General features: G+C 71.3%; 15 protein-coding genes and 1 tRNA gene. 6 read left to right on the top strand and 10 right to left on the bottom strand.

Annotation, left to right across the window (positions count from 1 at the left end):
* Positions 1-21: 21 nt before the first annotated feature.
* Complete coding sequence (gene pth / locus E2C04_RS03840) at positions 22-612, bottom strand: aminoacyl-tRNA hydrolase (protein WP_135831609.1); 591 nt, start codon at positions 610-612, stop codon at positions 22-24.
* 129 nt (positions 613-741) lie between these two features.
* Entirely contained in the window at positions 742-1,386 is a 645-nt protein-coding gene (locus tag E2C04_RS03835) for a 50S ribosomal protein L25/general stress protein Ctc (RefSeq protein WP_135831608.1), read from the bottom strand.
* A gap of 310 nt (positions 1,387-1,696) precedes the next feature.
* Here E2C04_RS03835 and E2C04_RS03830 point away from each other — a divergent pair, with 310 nt between their 5' ends.
* From E2C04_RS03830 to E2C04_RS03825, 3 genes are read left to right on the top strand one after another with little or no spacing between them, the layout of a single operon-like run.
* Positions 1,697-3,649, top strand: coding sequence for a neutral/alkaline non-lysosomal ceramidase N-terminal domain-containing protein (locus tag E2C04_RS03830; protein WP_202977887.1), 1,953 nt, complete (start codon positions 1,697-1,699; stop codon positions 3,647-3,649).
* Positions 3,543-3,803 (top strand): neutral/alkaline non-lysosomal ceramidase C-terminal domain-containing protein, encoded by a 261-nt coding sequence (locus E2C04_RS19220; RefSeq protein WP_238694550.1) that lies wholly within the window; start codon positions 3,543-3,545, stop codon positions 3,801-3,803. Before E2C04_RS03830 ends, E2C04_RS19220 begins: the two co-directional genes overlap by 107 nt.
* A 4-nt stretch (positions 3,804-3,807) precedes the next feature.
* The gene (locus E2C04_RS03825; protein WP_135831607.1) at positions 3,808-4,398 is read left to right on the top strand and encodes a TetR/AcrR family transcriptional regulator; all 591 of its coding nucleotides are present in this window, start codon (positions 3,808-3,810) and stop codon (positions 4,396-4,398) included.
* Between the two features lie 77 nt (positions 4,399-4,475).
* On the opposite strand, the gene E2C04_RS03820 is transcribed toward E2C04_RS03825, so the two are convergent.
* Positions 4,476-5,447 carry a ribose-phosphate diphosphokinase gene (locus E2C04_RS03820; RefSeq protein WP_135831606.1) on the bottom strand — a complete coding sequence of 324 codons (972 nt, stop codon included), beginning with the start codon at positions 5,445-5,447 and terminating at the stop codon, positions 4,476-4,478.
* Between the two features lie 146 nt (positions 5,448-5,593).
* A complete protein-coding gene (gene glmU, locus E2C04_RS03815; protein ID WP_135831605.1) occupies positions 5,594-7,027 on the bottom strand; it encodes a bifunctional UDP-N-acetylglucosamine diphosphorylase/glucosamine-1-phosphate N-acetyltransferase GlmU in 1,434 nt (477 codons plus the stop codon).
* A gap of 167 nt (positions 7,028-7,194) precedes the next feature.
* Between glmU and E2C04_RS03810 the strand changes: the two genes are divergently transcribed.
* Positions 7,195-8,820: a HAMP domain-containing methyl-accepting chemotaxis protein gene (locus E2C04_RS03810; protein ID WP_135831604.1), complete on the top strand. Its 1,626-nt coding sequence runs from the start codon at positions 7,195-7,197 to the stop codon at positions 8,818-8,820.
* A 9-nt stretch (positions 8,821-8,829) separates the two neighbouring features.
* On the opposite strand, the gene E2C04_RS03805 is transcribed toward E2C04_RS03810, so the two are convergent.
* Genes E2C04_RS03805 through E2C04_RS03785 form a run of 4 tightly spaced genes read right to left on the bottom strand, consistent with a single transcriptional unit; the run spans position 8,830 to position 14,491 of the window.
* Positions 8,830-9,867, bottom strand: coding sequence for a LacI family DNA-binding transcriptional regulator (locus E2C04_RS03805; RefSeq protein ID WP_202977886.1), 1,038 nt, complete (start codon positions 9,865-9,867; stop codon positions 8,830-8,832).
* A gap of 43 nt (positions 9,868-9,910) precedes the next feature.
* Positions 9,911-11,395, bottom strand: coding sequence for a glycoside hydrolase family 1 protein (locus E2C04_RS03800; protein WP_135831603.1), 1,485 nt, complete (start codon positions 11,393-11,395; stop codon positions 9,911-9,913).
* Positions 11,392-13,206, bottom strand: coding sequence for an ABC transporter permease (locus E2C04_RS19215; protein WP_238694415.1), 1,815 nt, complete (start codon positions 13,204-13,206; stop codon positions 11,392-11,394). The genes E2C04_RS03800 and E2C04_RS19215 overlap by 4 nt, the downstream gene beginning before the upstream one ends.
* 10 nt (positions 13,207-13,216) lie before the next feature.
* A complete protein-coding gene (locus tag E2C04_RS03785; RefSeq protein ID WP_202977885.1) occupies positions 13,217-14,491 on the bottom strand; it encodes an ABC transporter substrate-binding protein in 1,275 nt (424 codons plus the stop codon).
* A 244-nt stretch (positions 14,492-14,735) separates the two neighbouring features.
* Between E2C04_RS03785 and E2C04_RS03780 the strand changes: the two genes are divergently transcribed.
* Entirely contained in the window at positions 14,736-15,827 is a 1,092-nt protein-coding gene (locus E2C04_RS03780) for an ABC transporter ATP-binding protein (protein WP_135831601.1), read from the top strand.
* 91 nt (positions 15,828-15,918) lie between these two features.
* On the opposite strand, the gene E2C04_RS03775 is transcribed toward E2C04_RS03780, so the two are convergent.
* Together E2C04_RS03775 and E2C04_RS03770 are read right to left on the bottom strand one after the other, a co-directional pair.
* Positions 15,919-15,997: transfer RNA gene (locus E2C04_RS03775), tRNA-Gln, on the bottom strand.
* Positions 15,998-16,026: 29 nt separating this feature from the next.
* A complete protein-coding gene (locus E2C04_RS03770) occupies positions 16,027-17,142 on the bottom strand; it encodes a hypothetical protein (protein WP_135831600.1) in 1,116 nt (371 codons plus the stop codon).
* An 84-nt stretch (positions 17,143-17,226) separates the two neighbouring features.
* Between E2C04_RS03770 and E2C04_RS03765 the strand changes: the two genes are divergently transcribed.
* Positions 17,227-18,357, top strand: coding sequence for an ATP-dependent DNA ligase (locus E2C04_RS03765; protein ID WP_135831599.1), 1,131 nt, complete (start codon positions 17,227-17,229; stop codon positions 18,355-18,357).
* The last annotated feature ends 3 nt before the right edge of the window (positions 18,358-18,360 follow it).

Below are 18,360 nucleotides of genomic sequence, written 5' to 3'. Positions count from 1 at the left end.
CTCACTGATATCGGGTAAAGGTCAGGAGTTGAAGCGTGACTGCGCCTTCTCGAGGCCCTCGGTGATCAGGCTCTCGACCGCGTCGGCGGCCTCGACGAGCTGGATCGGGAGCTCCTTGCGCTCGACCGTCGAGTAGTTCGAGAGCACGAAGTCGGCGACGTCCTGGCGACCGGGCGGACGGCCGATGCCCGCGCGTACGCGGTAGAAGTCACCGGTGCCCAGGGACGAGCGCATCGACCGCAGCCCGTTGTGGCCGTTGTCGCCGCCGCCCTTCTTCAGCCGCAACGTGCCGAACGCGATGTCGAGCTCGTCGTGGACGGCGATGACGTGGTCGGGCTCCACGCCGTAGAACTTCGCGACGGCCTGGACCGGGCCGCCCGTGGTGTTCATGTAGCTCTTGGGGCGCACCAGCACGACCCGGGGGCCGGGATTGCCGGGGGTGCCCAGGCGTCCCTCGACGACGTCGGCGCGGCCGGTCTTGTGCGCCCGGAAGCCGGACCCCATCCGCTCGGCCAGCACGTCGTTGACCATGTAGCCGACGTTGTGCCGGTGCCCGGCGTACTCCGGGCCGGGGTTGCCCAGGCCGACGACAAGCCACACCTCAGAACTCATGGGGACCAGTATCGACCACGCGCCGGCCGACGTGGCTGACGCCCGGCGCAGGAACGCCGACGGCGCCGCAGGAGGACCTCCTGCGGCGCCGTGGCGGGTGGGCGGACCGAGGTGGTCACGCCCGGGGGATCACTCGGCAGCAGCCTCGCCGGCGGCCTCGTCGGTCGCCTGGGCCTCGGCCTCGGCCTGGCCGGCGGGCGACTCGGCCAGCTCGGCCTCGAGGGCCTCGGCGGTGACCTGGGCGGTGACGTTGACGATCAGCACGTCGCCGTCGCCGGCCAGGGTGACGCCCTGGGGCAGCTCGAGGTCGGAGGCGTGGATCTGGGTGCCGGCGGCGAGACCCTCGACGCTGACCTCGATCTGCTCGGGCAGGTGGGTGGCCTCGGCCTCGACCTGGACGGTCGCGGAGTCGGTGACGACCAGGGCGTCGGGGCCGGGCTCGCCGACGACGAGGACGGGGACCTCGACGACGACCTTCTCGCCGCGGACGACGACGATGAGGTCGACGTGCTCGATGACGCGACGGATCGGGTCGACCTGGACCTCCTTGGCCAGCGTGAGCTGGTGGTCACCGTCGATGTCGAGGTCGAGCAGCGCGTTGGCGCCACCGTGGCGCAGCGCCATCATCGTGGCGTGGCCGGGGAGGGCCAGGTGGATCGGGTCGTTGCCGTGGCCGTAGACGACGGCGGGGATCTGGCCGGCGGCACGGAGGCGGCGGGCGGCGCCCTTGCCGAACTCGGTGCGCTTCTCGGCCTTCAGCTTCTCAGCGGACATGTCACTCTCCTGTGTGGTGGCAGCTTCTCGCAGCGTGACCGCGAGGTCCGCGGCCGGTCTGGTCGATCACCCGGAGACGAGAAACGCCGCGCATGACATGGTCAGGCACGGCGTCGCGAACCTGCCACGTCGATCACGGAGTCGAGCTCCCTCGCCGGGGCAACCCGAGCAGTCTAGGCGGGCGGCCGACCGGATGTCGAAATCCCGGAGCCGGGCACCGTCCCCAAGATCAGGTCATTTGTCCCAGACCCCTTGCCATCGATGTGACCCACGCCTCAGAGTGTGGCGTACGCCGACCCAGGAGTCCCCCGTGAGCCCTCGCCCCCGCCCTGCCCGTACCCCCCGGACCGGCAGGCTCCGAGCCGCCGCCGTCGCCCTGACCGGCGGGCTCGTCCTCGCCGCCACCGCCCCAGTCGCAGCGTTCCAGAGCCCCGCGACCAGCGCGACCAGCGCGAACGCCGCCAGCGTCGCGGCCCAGCCCTATCTGGTCGGGCGCGGCATCGCCGACGTCACCGGCGAGCCCGCCGAGGCCGGGATGATGGGCTACGCCGACCTCGGCCAGACCTCCAACGGCCTCCACATGCGTCAGCGGGCGCGCGCCTTCGTCATCGTCGACCGCGCCACCGACCGCCGGGTCCTGCACGTCAACGCCGACGTCGGGATGATCTTCCAGAGCGTGCGCGACGCCGTGCTGGCGCGGCTGACGGCTCGCTTCGGCGACCGCTACCGCGAGGCCAACGTGATGCTCACGGCCACCCACACCCACGCCGGGCCGGGGGGCTTCAGCCACCACAACCTCTACAACATCACCACGCTGGGCTACCACGACAAGACCTTCCGGGCGACCGTCGACGGGATCGTCGCTGCCGCCGAGCGCGCCGAGGCCGACCTCGCGCCGGCCGACCTGCGCGTGGCGACCACGCAGCTCGGCAACGCCAGCGCCAACCGCTCGAAGCGGGCGTACGACCGCAACCCCGCCGCCGACCGCGCCCAGTTCTCCGCCGGCGGCACCGACACCGCCTCGACCACCCTGCAGGTGCTGCGCGACGGCAGGCTCGACGGCGTCCTCAACTGGTTCGCCGTGCACGCCACCTCCATGAGCACGGACAACCAGCTCGTCAGCCCCGACAACAAGGGCTACGCCGGCTACCTGTGGGAGCACGAGCACGAGGGGGTCGACTACCTCGACGACTCGGCCGACCCCGACTTCGTCGCCTCCTTCGCGCAGACCAACTCCGGCGACATGTCGCCCAACCTCGACCTGCGCCCCGGCACCGGACCGACCTCCGACCAGTTCGAGAACACCCGGATCATCGGCACGCGGATGGTGGGCGCCGCCCAGCGCTCCCTCACCTCCCCCACCCGGCGCCTGGTCGGGGGCGTCGACTCACGCCTGGTCCACGTCGACCTCGCCGACACCCTGGTCGACGGCCAGTTCACCCCCGACGGCCAGGACCACCGCACCTGCCCGGCGGCCTTCGGCGCCGCCTTCGCGGCTGGAAGCACCGAGGACGGCGGCGGTGGCCTGCCGATCTTCAAGGAGGGCAAGGACGGCGGCAACCCGTTGGTCAAGGTGGTCGCCGACGCGCTCTACACCGCCTCCCCCAGCCTCAAGGCCTGCCAGGCGCCGAAGGAGGTGCTGCTGCCGGTCGGCGCCCTCGACCTGGTCCAGCAGAAGCTGCCGGTGCAGCTGGTCCGCATCGGCGACCTGTACGTCGTGGGCATGCCCGCCGAGGTCACCATCGTCTCCGGCCTGCGGCTGCGGCGAGCGGTGGCCGAGGTGATGGGCGTCGGCATCGACAAGGTCCTGGTGCAGGGCTACACCAACGCCTACGCGCACTACGTGACCACCCCCGAGGAGTACGACGCCGGCGAGTACGAGGGCGCCAGCACACTCTTCGGGCGCTACGAGCTTCCCGCCTTCGTGCAGACCGTGCACGGCCTGGCCGCGCACATGAAGGCGGGGACCACTCCCCGCTCGGCGCCAAGGAGCGCGACCGCTCGGCCGGCCAGGTCCCGTCGTTGCAGGGCAAGGTGGTGGTCGACGACCCGCACCTGTTCAAGAAGTTCGGTGACGTGCTCACGGCGCCGTCCGCGGCGTACGACGTCGGCAGCGCGTGCAGGTGGAGTTCTCCGGCGCCCACCCCAACAACCACCTGCGGCACGGCAGCACCTACCTGACCGTCGAGCGCAAGGTCGGGGCCTCGTGGCAGCGCGTCGCCGACGACGGCGACTGGGAGACCCGGTTCCGGTGGAGGCGTGACGGGATCAGCGCCTCGCGGATCACCATCACCTGGGACGTGCCGCGCGGGACCCCGGCCGGCTCCTACCGGATCCGCTACTTCGGCGACGCCAGGTCGCTGCTCGGCACGGTGCGGCCCGTCAGCGGAACCTCCCCGACCTTCGCGGTACGGTGAGGCAATGGCCCGTATGCCCGTCGAGGACCGCCGCGCCCAGCTCGTCGACGCCGCGATCGCGGTGATGACCAGGGAGGGCGTGCGCAGGGCGACGACCCGCGCGATCGTCGCCGAGGCGGGGGCCTCGCTCAGCGTCTTCCACTACTGCTTCGACTCGAAGCGGGCGCTGCTGGAGGACGTCGTGCGTACGCTCGTCAACCGGACCGCGGCGATGGCGCGCGAGGCGCTGCACACGGTCGAGCCCGGCAGCGACCCGCTGCACACGAGCCTGATGGCCTACTGGGCCCACGTCACCGCCCACCCGGACGAGCACCAGCTCACCTACGAGGTCGCCCAGCACTGCCTGCGCGACCCCGAGCTCGCGGAGGTGGGGCGTACGCAGTACGACCACTACGCCGGCGTCATCGCCGGGCACCTGCGCACCAACGTCCCCGGCGCGAGCGAGTCGCCGGCGCTGGAGGAGGTCTCGCGCTACCTGGCGGTCGTGATCGACGGGCTGACCTTCGACTGGCTGGTGCGCCGCAACGACGAGCAGGCGGTGGCGGTCCTGGAGACGGTCGCCGCCCACGTCAACACCCTGCTCGACGCCGGCTGAGGCAGCTTCCGGCCCGAGCAGCAAGGAGCCCCCGACGCCGAGGCGTCGGGGGCTCCCGCCGTGGCACCGTGGGAGGGTCAGGCGTGGCCGTCGAACATCGACGTGACCGAGCCGTCCTCGAAGACCTCGCGGATCGCGCGCGAGATGAGCGGGGCGATCGAGAGCGTGGTCAGCTTGTCGAACTGCTTGTCCTCGGGGATCGGCAACGTGTTGGTGACGATCACCTCGACGGCCGGGGAGTTCTTCAGGCGGTCGACGGCGGGGTCGGAGAGGATCGCGTGGGTGGCGGCGATGACCACCCCCGCCGCGCCGGCGTCCATGCAGGCCTCCGCGGCCTTCACGATGGTGCCGCCGGTGTCGATCATGTCGTCGGTCAGCACGCAGATGCGGCCCTCGACGTCACCGACGACGCGGTTGGCGGCCACCTCGTTGGGGCGGTCGGTGCGACGGGTCTTGTGGATGAAGGCCAGCGGGACGCCGCCGAGGCGGGCCGACCAGCGCTCGGCGACCTTGATCCGGCCGGCGTCGGGCGAGACGACGGCGAGCTGCTTGGCGCCGTACTTCTCCTTGACGTAGTCGGCCAGGATCGGCAGCGCCATCAGGTGGTCGACGGGGCCGTCGAAGAAGCCCTGGATCTGGTCGGCGTGCAGGTCGACCGTGATCAGGCGGTCGGCGCCGGCGGTCTTGAAGAGGTCGGCGATCAGACGGGCCGAGATCGGCTCGCGACCGCGGTGCTTCTTGTCCTGACGACCGTAGCCGTAGAAGGGCATCACCACGGTGATCCGCTTGGCGGAGGCGCGCTTGAGGGCGTCGACCATGATCAGGTGCTCCATCAGCCACTCGTTGATCGGAGCGGTGTGGGACTGGATCACGAAGGCGTCGGAGCCACGCACCGACTCCTCGAAGCGCACGTAGAGCTCGCCGTTGGCGAACGCGTAGGCCGACTGCGGGACCAGGCCGCTGCCGAGCATGTCACCGATCTCGTTGGCCAGCTCGGGGTGGGCCCGGCCGCTGAAGACCATGAGGTTCTTCTCGGGGGTTCGCTTCATTCCGCTCACGTTGGCAGCTCCTCGGCCGATGACGCACAGACAACCTTCGCCAAGTGTTCACCACGTCGTGGCTCGACCCCAAGCCGGGGCGACGCAGGACGCCCCCGGAAGTCGCGCACGCCACACCGAGCGCACCGCGGGTGGCCTCAGTCCGTGGACTCGGAGCGGGCGGAGCGGGCGGCGTCGGCCTGGGCGGTGCCCTCGCGGCGCTCGAGCACCCAGTCCTCGATGACGCGCTGCGTCGCGCCGGGCACGACCAGGGCTCCCGGCGGGACGTCCTGGCGCACCACGGTGCCGCCCCCGGTGGCGGCGCCGTCGCCGATCGTCACCGGCGCCACGAAGGTGTTGTTGGAGCCGGTGCGGGCGTGCTTGCCGACGACGGTGTGGTGCTTGTTGACCCCGTCGTAGTTGGCGAAGATCGTACCGGCGCCGATGTTGGTGCCCTCCCCGATCGTCGCGTCGCCGACGTAGGAGAGGTGCGGCACCTTGGCCCCCTCGCCGAGCACGGCGTTCTTCGTCTCGACGAAGGCGCCGACCTTGCCGGTCGCGCCGACCTGCGTGCCGGGCCGCAGGTAGGAGAAGGGGCCGACGGTGGCGCCGTCGCCGACGACGGCGAGCTCGGCGTGCGTACGCACGACGCGGGCACCCTCGCCCACCTCGCAGTCCTTGAGCGTGGTGTCGGGGCCGACGACCGCGTCCTCACGGACGACCGTGGCGCCCAGCAGCTGGGTGTTCGGAAGGATGGTGACGTCCCGCTCGAGCACGACGTCGTCGTCGATCCACGTGGTGGCCGGGTCCATGACGGTGACGCCGGCCTTCATCCAGGCGGTGACGGTGCGGGCGTTGAGCTGGCGGTGCAGCTCGGCCAGCTGGGCGCGGTCGTTGGCGCCCTCGGTCTGTGAGACGTCGTCGACCATGTGGGCACCCACGGACAGGCCGTCCTGGCGGGCGATCTTGACGGTGTCGGTGAGGTAGTACTCGCCGTTGGCGTTGTCGTTGGTCAGGCGCGGCAGGGCGCCCAGCAGGAAGTCGGCGTCGAAGGCCAGGATCCCGGAGTTGATCTCGTCGATCCGTCGCTGTTCGTCGGTGGCGTCCTTCTCCTCCACGATCGCGGCGACGCCGCCGTCGGCGTCCCGCACGATGCGGCCGTAGCCGAACGGGTTGGCGACCCGACCGGTCAGCACGGAGACGGCGCGGCCGGAGGCGGCGTGCTCCTCGACGAACTCGCGCAGGCTCTCGCCGCGCAGCAGCGGGGTGTCACCGGCGGAGACCAGCACCGTGCCGCGTACGGGACCGGCAGCCGCCGCCTCGACGGCGACGCGGACCGCGTGGCCGGTGCCGTCCTGGGTCTCCTGCACGGCCAGCAGGGCGCCGGGCAGCAGCTCGGTGATGTGCGGGCCGACCTGCTCGCGCTGGTGGCCGACCACGGCGACGACGCGCTCGGGCTCGACGGCCTGCACGGCGCGAAGGACGTGGCCGATCATGGAACGGCCGGCAACCGGGTGAAGGACCTTCATGGTCTTTGACTTCATCCGGGTGCCGCCCCCAGCGGCCAGGACGATGACGGTGACGTTCTCCATGACCGCCAACCCTAGACCCGGTCGCCGACAAGGTGGCAGGCGCCGTCGAGGCGTCCCACGCGGCCCGACCGCGAAGCACTCAGGTCGACCGCGGGAGCGCCGATGGGACGCGGGTCAGCTCCACCTTCCCGCTCCCGCGGCGGACTTCCCGACAGCGAGGCACCTCCATGCGCACACTGTTCTGCGACATGTCGATCGGACGACGGCTCGCCGCCGCCTTCGGCGCCCTCTGCCTCCTGCTCGCCGTCGTGGCCGGCACGGGTGGGTTGGCCGTGCAGAAGCAGTCGGAGGTGGCCGACGACCAGCAGCGCCTGGCGGCGATGCGCGACGACGTGATCGAGCTGCGCTACCTCGACACCGACGCGAACGGGTGGCAGTGCTTCATCTTCGCGGAGGCCACGACGACCAGCCCCGCCGCGGCCACCGCGCCGGACGCCTACAACGTCGTCGGCCTGCGCGAGGTGCGTGACCAGGTGGCCGAGCTCCTGGCGGAGTTCGACGTGGACGCCCTGAGCGAGGAGGAGCGGGTCCTGCTCGACCGGATCGAGGGTGAGTGGGAGACCTTCTTCGCCGTCTCCGACGACTGGACCGAGCAGCTCGGCCGGGCCACCACGCCCCGGGCGATGCGCGCGGCGTTCACGGCCCTCAACGAGGGTGAGCTCGACGCGGCGTGGTCCGCGCTCCTCGACAGCACCGAGGCGCTGGCCAGCTCGGTCGACCAGCGCACCGCCGACCTGGCCGCGCACGCCGACTCGGTCGCCGCCCAGGCCCAACGCCGCGTCGTGGTCGCCGCGCTCCTCGCGCTGCTGGCCGCCGTGGCCATGGGCCGCGCCGTCGCGCGCTCCATCGTCCGCCCGGTCGACCGCCTCGTCACCGCCCTCGACGCCGTCGCCGGTGGCGACCTCACCGCCTCCCCCGGGATCGAGCGTCGTGACGAGATCGGTCAGCTGGCGCAGTCGTTCGACACCACGATGGGCGCGCTGCGCGGCATCGTCTCCACCATGGCCGCCTCGGCGACCACGGTGGCCTCGGCCGCCGAGGAGATCGCCGCGACCTCCGACTCGATCTCGTCCTCCGCCGTGCAGACCTCGGCCGAGGCCCAGACGGCCAGCGCCGCTGCCGACGCCGTCTCGCAGAACGTCCAGACCGTCGCGGCCGGGTCGGAGCAGATGGGCGCCTCGATCCAGGAGATCGCCCGCAACGCCAGCGACGCCGCGGACGTGGCCACCGAGGCCGTGCACGCCGCCGAGGCGACCGGGGTGACGGTCGCCAAGCTCGGTGTCTCGTCGCAGGAGATCGGCCAGGTCGTCAAGGTCATCACCTCGATCGCCGAGCAGACCAACCTGCTGGCCCTCAACGCGACCATCGAGGCCGCCCGTGCCGGCGAGGCCGGCAAGGGCTTCGCCGTCGTCGCCAACGAAGTCAAGGAGCTCGCCCAGGAGACGGCCCGGGCCACCGAGGAGATCACCCAGCGGGTCAGCGCCATCCAGTCCGACGCCTCCGGTGCGGCCGACGCGATCAGCGAGATCGGCACGATCGTCGCGCGCATCAACAGCTCGCAGATCACCATCGCGGCCGCGGTCGAGGAGCAGACGCTCACCACCCGCGAGATGAACCGCAACGTCTCCGACGCCGCCACGGGATCCACCGAGATCGCACGGACCGTCGACCGGGTCGCCGGCGCCTCCCGCGACACCACCGAGAGCGTGCAGCAGCTGCACGGCGCCGTGGCCGACCTGTCGCGGATGTCGTCCCAGCTGCAGGAGCTGGTCGCGACCTTCCGCCACGAGTGAGGACCGCCGCTACGCGCTGGCGCGGCGTACGAGCGTCGGGGTGACGATCAACCGCATCGGCGTGGCCGGCTCCCCACCGGCCAACGACTCCAGCAGCATCCGGGTGGCGCGCGTCGCCAGCTCACCGGTCGGGTTGGAGACCGTGGTCAGCGGGGGCGTCGTACGCTCCGCGACGCCAAGGTCGTCGTAGCCGACCACCGCCACGTCGTCGGGCACCCGTCGCCCGGCCTCGGCGAGCACCCGCAGCGCGCCGGCGGCCATCAGGTCGGAGGCGACGAAGAGGCCGTCGAGGTCACCGTGGCGCTCGAGCAGCGCCCGCGTGGCCCGCGCCCCGCCCTCCTCGGTGAAGTCGCCCTGCTCGACGACGTCGAGCGGCTGGCCGGCCTCCCTCATCGCACTGCGCCACCCCTCGAGCCGGTCGAGGCTGGCCGTCATGTCGGCGGGACCTGAGACGGTGCCGATGCGCGAGCAACCCCGCTCGAGCAGCACCTGGGTGGCGAGCCGGCCACCCTCGACGTTGTCGGTGTCGACGAAGGAGAGCTTGTCCGCATGGGTCCAGGGCCGCCCCACGAACGCGGCGTGCAGCTGCAGCGCGGCCAGCCGGTCCGAGAGGCCGTCGGAGCGGTGGTGCGAGACGACGAGCACGCCGTCGACGTGGCTGTTGCCGAGGTAGCGCAGCAGCCGGTCGTCGTCCCGCCCGGGGCGCGCGAGCAGCAGCACCAGCTGGAGGTCCTTCTCGGCGAGCACCCGGTTGACCGCGCTGAGCGTGCGGGCGAAGAAGGGGTCGGCGAAGACCCGCTCGTCGGGCTCGGGCACGACGACGGCGATCGAGTCGGTACGACGCGTGACCAGGCTGCGGGCGGCCAGGTTGGGGCGGTAGCCGAGCTCACGCACGGCCGTCTCGACCGCGCTCCGCGCAGCCGGGGAGACCCGGTTGCCGCCGTTGATGGCCCGAGACGCCGTGGCGCGGGAGACACCGGCCGCGCTCGCCACCTGGTCCAGGGTGACGGCCCCGCGCGGGTCGACGGACTCGGGCGCGCTCCTCACGCGGCTCACGCTACGACACCCCGCCGGCGGCACCCGGCGTTGCTCACGGCAGGCTCCGGCGCCGCGCGATCTCGGCGTAGCGCAAGGCGCTGGCCTTGGGCGTGCGCACCTGGGTGTCGTAGTCGACGTGCACGATGCCGAAGCGCCGGCGATAACCGTGCGCCCACTCGAAGTTGTCGAGGAGCGACCAGTAGAAGAAGCCGCGTACGTCCGCCCCGGCGTCCACCGCGTCGAGCACGGCTGCCAGGTGCTGCTCGAGGAAGGACGTGCGCCCGGAGTCGTCGACCCGGCCGTCGACCACCTCGTCGTCGTAGGCGGCGCCGTTCTCGGTGACGTGCAGCGGCAGGCCGTACTCCTGGAGCCGGACGAGCAGCCGGGTCAGTCCCTCCGGCTGCACGGTCCAGCCCATGTCGGTACGCGGCAGCCCACGGTCGACGGTTGAGAACGACTCGCACCCCGGGAACGGGCTGTGCACCGGTCGCCCGCCCGGGCCGGGTCGCGGCCCGCCGCCGTCGGCCGACGGGGTCGCGGAGACAGCCTGGCCCTCGTAGTAGTTGACCCCGAGCAGGTCGAGCGGCTGGTGGATGCGCTCCAGGTCGCCGTCGCGGATGACCTCCTGCCAGCCGCGCCCCTCGAAGGTGAGCGCCTCGGTGTCGGCCAGCACGTCGGCCGGGTAGGCCCCGCGCAGGACCGGCTCGAGGAAGAGCCGGTTGTGCAGCCCGTCGATCCGGCGCGCGGCGTCGACGTCGGCCGCCGAACCGGGGTCGGCCGGGTCGGCGACGGTGAAGTTGAGGGTGATCCCGAGGTCGGAGCTCGTGCCGGTCGCCCGCAGCGCCTCCGTCGCCTGGCCGTGCGCGAGCATCAGGTGGTGCGCGGCGACGAGGCCGGCGGCCCCCTCCTGCCGTCCCGGCGCGTGCTCGCCGGAGGTATAGCCCAGGAAGGCCGAGCACCACGGCTCGTTGAGCGTCGTCCACACCGGCACCCGGTCACCCAGGGCCTCGTACGTCGTGAGCGCGTAGTCGACGAACCGGTGCGCGGTGTCGCGCGCCAGCCAGCCGCCGGCGTCCTCGAGCGCCTGGGGCAGGTCCCAGTGGTAGAGCGTCACCCACGGCGTGATCTGGGCCTCGAGCAGCTCGTCGACGAGGCGCCGGTAGAAGTCGAGGCCCGCCTGGTGGGGCGCTCCCCCGTCGGGACGCACGCGCGGCCAGGCGATCGAGAAGCGGTAGGAGTCGAGCCCCAGGTCCTTCATGAGCCGGACGTCGTCAGGCATCCGCAGGTAGTGCTGGCAGGCCTCGTCGCCGGTGTCGCCGGAGGCGACGGCGCCCGGTACGCGGCAGAAGGTGTCCCAGATCGACGGCGTGCGGCCGTCGGCGGTCACGGCCCCCTCGATCTGGTACGACGCGGTGGCCGCCCCGAACCAGAACCCCTCGGGGAAGCGGCGGGTCTCGGCGCCCGTGCGGCTGGCCTGCTGATCGGTCTGGCTGGTCTGCTGGCTGGTCTGCTGGCTGGTCTGCTGGGTGGAGGTCATCCCTTGACCGCTCCTTGCATGATGCCGGACACGAACTGGCGTCCGGTGAAGGCGAACAGGACGAGGAGCGGGATGCTGGCGAGCGTCGTGCCGGCGAGCACGAGGCTGTAGTCCTTGAAGTACCCGCTCTGCAACTGGTTGAGGGCGATCTGGAGGGTCGGGTTGTCGGAGTTGAGCGCGATCAGCGGCCAGAAGAAGTCGGTCCACACCTGCATGAAGGTGAAGAGCCAGAGGATCGCGGCGGCCGGCCGGGCGGCGGGCAGCCCGACGCTGAGGAAGGTCCGGAAGCTCGAGCAGCCGTCCATCCGGGCGGCCTCGACGAGCTCGTCGGGCACGGCGTCGACCAGGTACTGGCGCATGAAGAAGACGCCGAAGGCCGTCACCAGCCACGGCACCATCACCGACCAGGTCGTGCCGGCCCAGCCGAGCTTGGCCATCAGGATGAAGAGCGGCACCACGCCGAGCTGGGTCGGCACCGCCATGGTCGCGATCACGAAGACGAGCAGCGGCGTGCGACCGCGGAAGCTGAACTTGGCGAAGGCGAAGCCGGCCAGCGTGCAGAAGAAGACGACCGACGTGGCGGTGACCCCGGAGACGAGCAGGCTGTTGCCCATCGCCTTCCAGAACGGGACCGTGTCGAGCACGCGGGCCGCGTTGTCGAGGAAGTGCCCGCCGGGCAGCAGCGGCGGGTCACCACCGGACATCTCGGCCTGCGTACGGGAGCCGGAGAGGAACGACCAGTAGAGCGGGAAGGTCGAGCCGAGGACGAAGGCGGCCAGCAGGCCGTAGACCAGGAAGCCCGGGCGGCGCGTCATCGTCGGCCCCCGACCCCGGAGAGCCGCCGGGTGAGGGTGAAGTTGACGACGGCGACCACGACGATGACCAGGAAGAGCATCCAGGCCGTCGCCGAGGCGGCGCCGAGGTCGCGCAGGCGCCAGCCGAAGTCGTACACGAGCATGGTCACGGTGCTGAACTGCCGGTCGCTGCCGCCGTTGCCCCATCGTGTCGTCGAAGAGCCGGGGCTCGGCGAAGATCTGCAGGCCACCGATCGTGGAGGTGACCACCACGAAGATCATGGTCGGTCGGATCATCGGCACGGTGATCGAGAGGAACTGCCGCACCCGGCCGGCGCCGTCGAGCGCCGCCGACTCGTAGAGCTCCTTGGGCACGGCCTGCATGGCCGCGAGCAGGATCAGTGCGTTGTAGCCGGTCCAGCGCCAGTTGACCATCGTCGCGATCGCGACGTGGCTGGCGAACCGGTCGACGTGCCACCGGATCGGGTCGATCCCGACCAGCCCCAGCACCTCGTTGACCAGCCCGTAGCGGTCACCGAAGAGGTTGCCGAAGATGATCGCCACCGCGACCGGAGCCACCACGAACGGCACCAGGATGCTCATCCGCCAGAAGGTCGCGCCGCGCAGGCCGCTGTTGAGCAGGCCGGCCAGCACCAGCGCGATCAGGACCTGCGGCACCGAGGAGAGCAGGAAAATGCTGAAGGTGTTGACCAGCGACTTGAGGAAGTAGGGGTTGTCGAGCACCTCGCGGTAGTTCTCGAGGCCGACGAACTCCCCCTTGCCGCCGATCAGGCTCCACTCGTGCACCGACACGTACGCCGTGTAGGCCAGCGGGAAGAGCCCGACCACGGCGAAGACGACGAAGAACGGCGCGACGTAGAGGTAGCCGGAGTACTTGGCGTCGGCGCGGTTGAGCCGCTGGCGCCAGGTCGGGCGTACGGGCGCGGCGCCCTCCGGGCCGAGGGGCACGGGGGTGTCCTCGGTCCGAAGGGCGCCAGCGCTGGGGTGGGTGGTCATGGGAGGTGGGTCAGCCCAACCGCTCGACGTCGGCCAGGAAGGTCTGCCACGACTTGTCGGCGCTGGTGGAGCCGTCGTCGACGCGGGTCACCGCGGCCTGGAAGGCCTGGAGGATGTCGGAGTACTTCGGGCCCTTGTAGGGCTGGACCGTGATCGCCTCGGCGCGGTTGGAGAGGATCTCGCCGACCGGGGCGTCGTTGAAGAACTCGTTGCTCGCCTCGAGCACCTCGGGGGCGTCGAGCGCGTCGACCTGGCTCGGGAAGGCACCGATCGCCTCGAAGGCGCGGACCTGCTGCTCGGGCGCGGTGATCCACGCCGCGAACTCCTTGGCCTCCTCGGGGTGGTCGCTCTGGGCGGGGACCGTCAGGAACGAGCCGCCCCAGTTGCCACCGCCGCCGGGGAAGACGTCGGCGAAGTCCCATCCCTCGACGCCCTCGGCGTTGCCCGAGACCACGCCGAGCATCCAGCCGGGGCACGCCATCGTGGCGAAGCCGTCGTTCTGGAAGGAGGCGACCCAGTCGTCACCCCACTGCGAGAGCCGGGTGGAGAGGTCGACGTTGCCGGTGACGGCCTTCCAGACCTCGGCGAGCTCGGGGTTCTCGACGTCGATGGTGTTGTCGTCCTGCTCAAAGGGGTTCTCGACCTGGTTGAGCATCGCCTGCGCGGTGCCCTGGCTGGAGTCGTACCAGGCGGTGCCCTTCACCTTGGAGATGAACTCCTTGCCGTCGGCGAAGTAGTCGTCCCATGTCTTCCAGCGCTTGGCGACCTCGGCGCGGTCGGTCGGCATGCCGGCCTTCTTGAAGAGGTCGGCGCGGTAGCAGATGCCCTCGGGGCCGGCGTCGGTGCCGTAGCCGATCATCTGGCCGTCGGCGTTGGTGGCGGCCTCGGCCTTCCAGTCGAGCCAGCGGCCCTCCAGCTCGGGGTCGGTGAGGTCGACGAAGGCGTCGGACTCGGCCAGGATCGCCGGCATCGCGTCACCCTCGATGGCCTCGATGTCGCTGAGCCCCGAGCCGCTGGCGAGCTTGGTGAAGAGGTTCTCCTTGGCATCGTCCCAAGTGCCGACCTTCTTCTGCTTCACCTGGATGTCGGGGTTGTCGGCGTTCCACTCCTTGATGAGCTCCTCGTAGCCGAACTCGTTGAAGGTGGCGATGGTGAGCTCCACCGTGCCGTCGTCGGCCGAGTCGTCAGACGAGCAGCCGACGACGGTCAGTGCCAGCAGCGCCGCCGTGGTGGCAGCAGCGACGGGGCGCAGGCGCCTGCCCCGTCCATTGGTCCTTGTACGCACGTTCTCTCCCTGGGCTCCGGGCCCGGACGGGCCACTGACGCGGAGGCACTCGTCGTGGACCTTGAGGTCGAACGGCGTGAGAGCGCTTCCACTCCTGTTACGTTCTCACCGTGACAGGGATCACAATCCGTGTCAAGAAGTCCTTGCTTCCTCCCGCTGCGGCCTGCAAGTATGCGAGAACCGCAGCGACCGCACCGCCGTGAGAAAGGTGTGGAAGCGCTACCAAGAACCAGAGGCGAACACCATGGCAACAGTGACCTTCGACCACGCGCAGCGGGTCTACCCCGGCAGCCCGCGGCCGGCCGTCGACGACTTCAGCCTGGAGGTCGGCGACGGCGAGTTCATGGTGCTCGTCGGTCCGTCCGGCTGTGGCAAGTCGACCTCCCTGCGGATGCTCGCGGGGCTCGAGGAGGTGACCTCCGGCGAGGTGCGGATCGACGGCCAGGTCGTCAACGACGTGCCGCCGAAGGACCGCGACATCGCCATGGTCTTCCAGAGCTACGCGCTCTACCCGCACATGAGCGTCGGCGACAACATGGCCTTCGCGCTCAAGCTCGCCGGCGTCCCCAAGGCCGAGCGCACGCAGCGGGTGGCCGAGGCGGCAGAGATGCTCGACCTCACCGAGCACCTCGACCGCAAACCGCGCTCCCTGTCGGGAGGCCAGCGCCAGCGCGTCGCGATGGGGCGGGCGATCGTGCGCCAGCCCCGCGTCTTCTGCATGGACGAGCCGCTCTCCAACCTCGACGCCAAGCTGCGCGTCGCCACCCGCACCCAGATCGCAGCGCTCCAGCAGCGCCTCGGCACCACCACCGTCTACGTCACCCACGACCAGGTGGAGGCGATGACGATGGGTGACCGGGTCGCGGTGATGAAGGACGGCGTGCTCCAACAGGTCGACACCCCGCTCGCGCTCTACGACCGCCCGGCCAACCTCTTCGTCGCCAGCTTCATCGGCTCCCCCGCGATGAACCTGATGTCGGGCCGCCCCACCGCCACCGGTGTCGAGGTCGACGGCTTCGAGTTCGCGGTCGAGCGCGAGACCATCGCGAGGGCCTCGGGCGAGGTGACCATCGGTGTACGCCCCGAGGCCTGGCGCCTGGCCGCCGACGGCGAGCCCGGCTACCCGGTCACGGTGACGGTCAGCGAGGAGCTGGGCGCCGACGCCTACCTCTACGCGACGCCCGCCGCGACCGGCGCCGAGACCGTGCTGCACCAGGTCGTCGCGCGGGTGCCCGGCCGGATGAAGCTGACGAAGGGCGAGACCGTACGCCTGGTGCCGACGCCGGGGCAGGTCGCGGTCTTCGACACCGCGAGCGGGGAGCGGCTGAGCGCCTGAGACCCAGCGCCTGACGGCCGACCGTACGAACTGGTCGATGGATGCAGATCCACGCCTCCTGATCGACATCCATCGACCAGTTGCGCGTTTGCTCCCCGGGTAGGAGTCGAACCTACGTCGCTAGTCCTGATTCAAAGTCAGGCGGGCCCTGCCGGCAGACCAACCGGGGAACGGTGGGACCAGCCCACCGCCCCGCACTCTAGTGGAGCAGCGAACGCCACTTGCGCCCGATCCACCCACCCAGCGCCCGCGGGCTGCCCTCGCGACCACGGGCGTACTGCAGCTCAGCCCGCGTCCGGCGCAGGTCGGCGCGCACGACGGCGATCCGCTCCCGCATCTGCGCGCGTACGACGCGTGCTCGCGCCTGCCGTGCGGCCTCGGTGTGGTCGAAGGTCAGCGCGACGGCCTCGGCGTAGCGGGCGTCGTAGTCGGCGTGGATCTCGTCGAGCCGGGCCAGCACCACCGGGTCGGCGGGCTCGGCGACCAGGCGGCCGAGCAGCTCCCACACCTCCTCGGCCATCTCGCGCAGCCAGTCGGGGGTGGAGAGGTCGTCCCAGGTCAGCTGCGAGTGGCGCAGCTGCGGGGTGAGGAAGTCGTCGACCGGGTGACGCTCACGGCTGGCCAGGCGGGCGGTGAAGGGCAGGGCGAGCTGCTCCTGCACCGGCACCAGCGCGGTGCGCCAGTCGTCGAGCAGGTCGTCGTACCGAACGAACGCCCGGCCGTGCGGCCCGGCAGTCCGACCGACCTGCTCGGTGAGCAGCGCCGCATGCACCCACCCGGCGACGTTGGAGGTCTCCTTGGCCCGGCGGACGTGCTCGGGGGTGTCCTGGCGGTAGGCGAGGTCGCGCGACCCGACCACCTCGGCCGGGTGCCGCACCGCGGTCAGCCACTTGAGGTCGACGCCGAGCTCGGCGCAGACGTCGCGCCACACCTCGGCGAACCAGAAGGCGTGCGGGTCCTTCACCACCAGCATCGGGTGCTCGAGCTGGCCCGAGAGCCACTCCCGCAGGCGGGCGTGCGCCTCGCCGGAGGCGACCACCTCGGCCACCCGTGCGGGCGCCTCGGGTCGGCTGTCGATGTTGGAGACGATCGCCTCGCGCAGGTAGCCCTTGTGGAACGCGGTCACCCACTGCGGCTCGTAGAAGCCCCGCGGGTTGGTCTGCGACGGCGGCACCTGTGGCCCGGGCACGCGCAGGCCGAGCCGGGCCAGGCTGCCCGCGAGCGAGCTCGTACCGCTGCGCCCCGACCCCGAGACCAGCACCAACCTCGGGCGCGCCGGCTCGTCCGCGGGGGCGGAGGCGGCAGGGTGGGGCACGGGGGGACACCTCAGGGATCGGTTGCTGACACGCCGTGAAGTGGGCCACACCCTACCTGTGGCCGCAGGACTAGATTCGCCAGCGTGGACCTTCCCGTGATGCCGCCCCTGCTCCCCATGCTCGCCACCTCGGCGCCGAAGGTGCCCACGGGTGGAGGGATGAGCTTCGAGCCGAAGTGGGACGGCTTCCGCTGCATCGTCTTCCGCGACGGCGACGAGGTCGAGCTCGCCAGCCGCAACACCAAGCCGCTGACCCGCTACTTCCCCGAGGTCGTCGAGGCGGTGCTGCGCGACCTGCCCGAGCGGGTGGTCCTCGACGGCGAGCTCTTCGTCGCGCTGCCCACCGACGACGGGCAGCAGCGGCTCCAGTTCGACGCGCTCTCGGAGCGGATCCACCCCGCGAAGTCGCGGGTGACGATGCTCTCGGAGACCACGCCCGCCGGTTTCGTCGCCTTCGACCTGCTCGCGCTGGGCGACGACTCCTTCCTCGACCGTCCGTTCGCGGAGCGGCGCGCCGCCCTCGAGGAGGCCCTGGCCCACCTCTCCCCCACGACCGGGAGCGACGGGTCGATGCTCGGCGGACGCTGCCACCTGTCGCGCACCACCGACGACGTCGACGAGGCGACCGAGTGGTTCACCCAGTTCGAGGGCGCCGGGCTGGACGGCGTCGTCGCCAAGCCGCTCGACGCCGTCTACACCCCCAACAAGCGCACGATGGTGAAGGTCAAGCACGTGCGCACCGCCGACGTGGTGCTCGCCGGCTACCGCGAGCACAAGACCTCCACCCCCGAGAAGCCGCTGCTCGGCAGCCTCCTGCTGGGGCTGTACGACGACGTCGACGGCGACCTGCAGCTCCACCACGTCGGCGTCGCGGCCAGCTTCACCGCTGCCCGCCGCGCCGAGCTGATGGAGGAGCTGGCCGACCTTGTCTGCGACCTCTCCGAGCACCCGTGGGGCCAGTGGGCGATCGCCAACCCCGACCGCGTCCCGGGCACCCAGAGCCGCTGGAGCGCGGGCAAGGACCTGGCCTTCACGCCGCTGCGTCCCGAGCGGGTGCTGGAGGTGAAGTACGACCACATGGAGGGTCGTCGCTTCCGCCACACCGCGCAGTTCCAGCGGTGGCGCCCCGACCGCGATCCGCACTCGTGCGGCTACGAGCAACTGGACGAACCGGTCAGGTACGACCTCGCTAGGATTCTGGGCACCGACGACTGAGGG

This window comes from Nocardioides daphniae, from assembly GCF_004777465.1.
Classification (GTDB): Bacteria; Actinomycetota; Actinomycetes; order Propionibacteriales; family Nocardioidaceae; genus Nocardioides; species Nocardioides daphniae.
The sequence above is the reverse complement of the archived record's forward strand: the minus strand, read 5'-3'. Positions and strand labels throughout refer to the sequence as shown.

Bases quoted from the DNA above. Each gene is read 5' to 3' on its own strand.
- E2C04_RS03820 (WP_135831606.1), bottom strand. From the start codon at position 5,447: ATGAAGCGAACCCCCGAGAAGAACCTCATGGTCTTCAGCGGCCGGGCC.
- E2C04_RS03835 (WP_135831608.1), bottom strand. From the start codon at position 1,386: ATGTCCGCTGAGAAGCTGAAGGCCGAGAAGCGCACCGAGTTCGGCAAG.
- E2C04_RS03800 (WP_135831603.1), bottom strand. From the start codon at position 11,395: ATGACCTCCACCCAGCAGACCAGCCAGCAGACCAGCCAGCAGACCAGC.
- pth (WP_135831609.1), bottom strand. From the start codon at position 612: ATGAGTTCTGAGGTGTGGCTTGTCGTCGGCCTGGGCAACCCCGGCCCG.
- E2C04_RS19215 (WP_238694415.1), bottom strand. From the start codon at position 13,206: ATGACCACCCACCCCAGCGCTGGCGCCCTTCGGACCGAGGACACCCCC.
- E2C04_RS03810 (WP_135831604.1), top strand. From the start codon at position 7,195: ATGCGCACACTGTTCTGCGACATGTCGATCGGACGACGGCTCGCCGCC.
- E2C04_RS03780 (WP_135831601.1), top strand. From the start codon at position 14,736: ATGGCAACAGTGACCTTCGACCACGCGCAGCGGGTCTACCCCGGCAGC.
- E2C04_RS03825 (WP_135831607.1), top strand. From the start codon at position 3,808: ATGGCCCGTATGCCCGTCGAGGACCGCCGCGCCCAGCTCGTCGACGCC.
- glmU (WP_135831605.1), bottom strand. From the start codon at position 7,027: ATGGAGAACGTCACCGTCATCGTCCTGGCCGCTGGGGGCGGCACCCGG.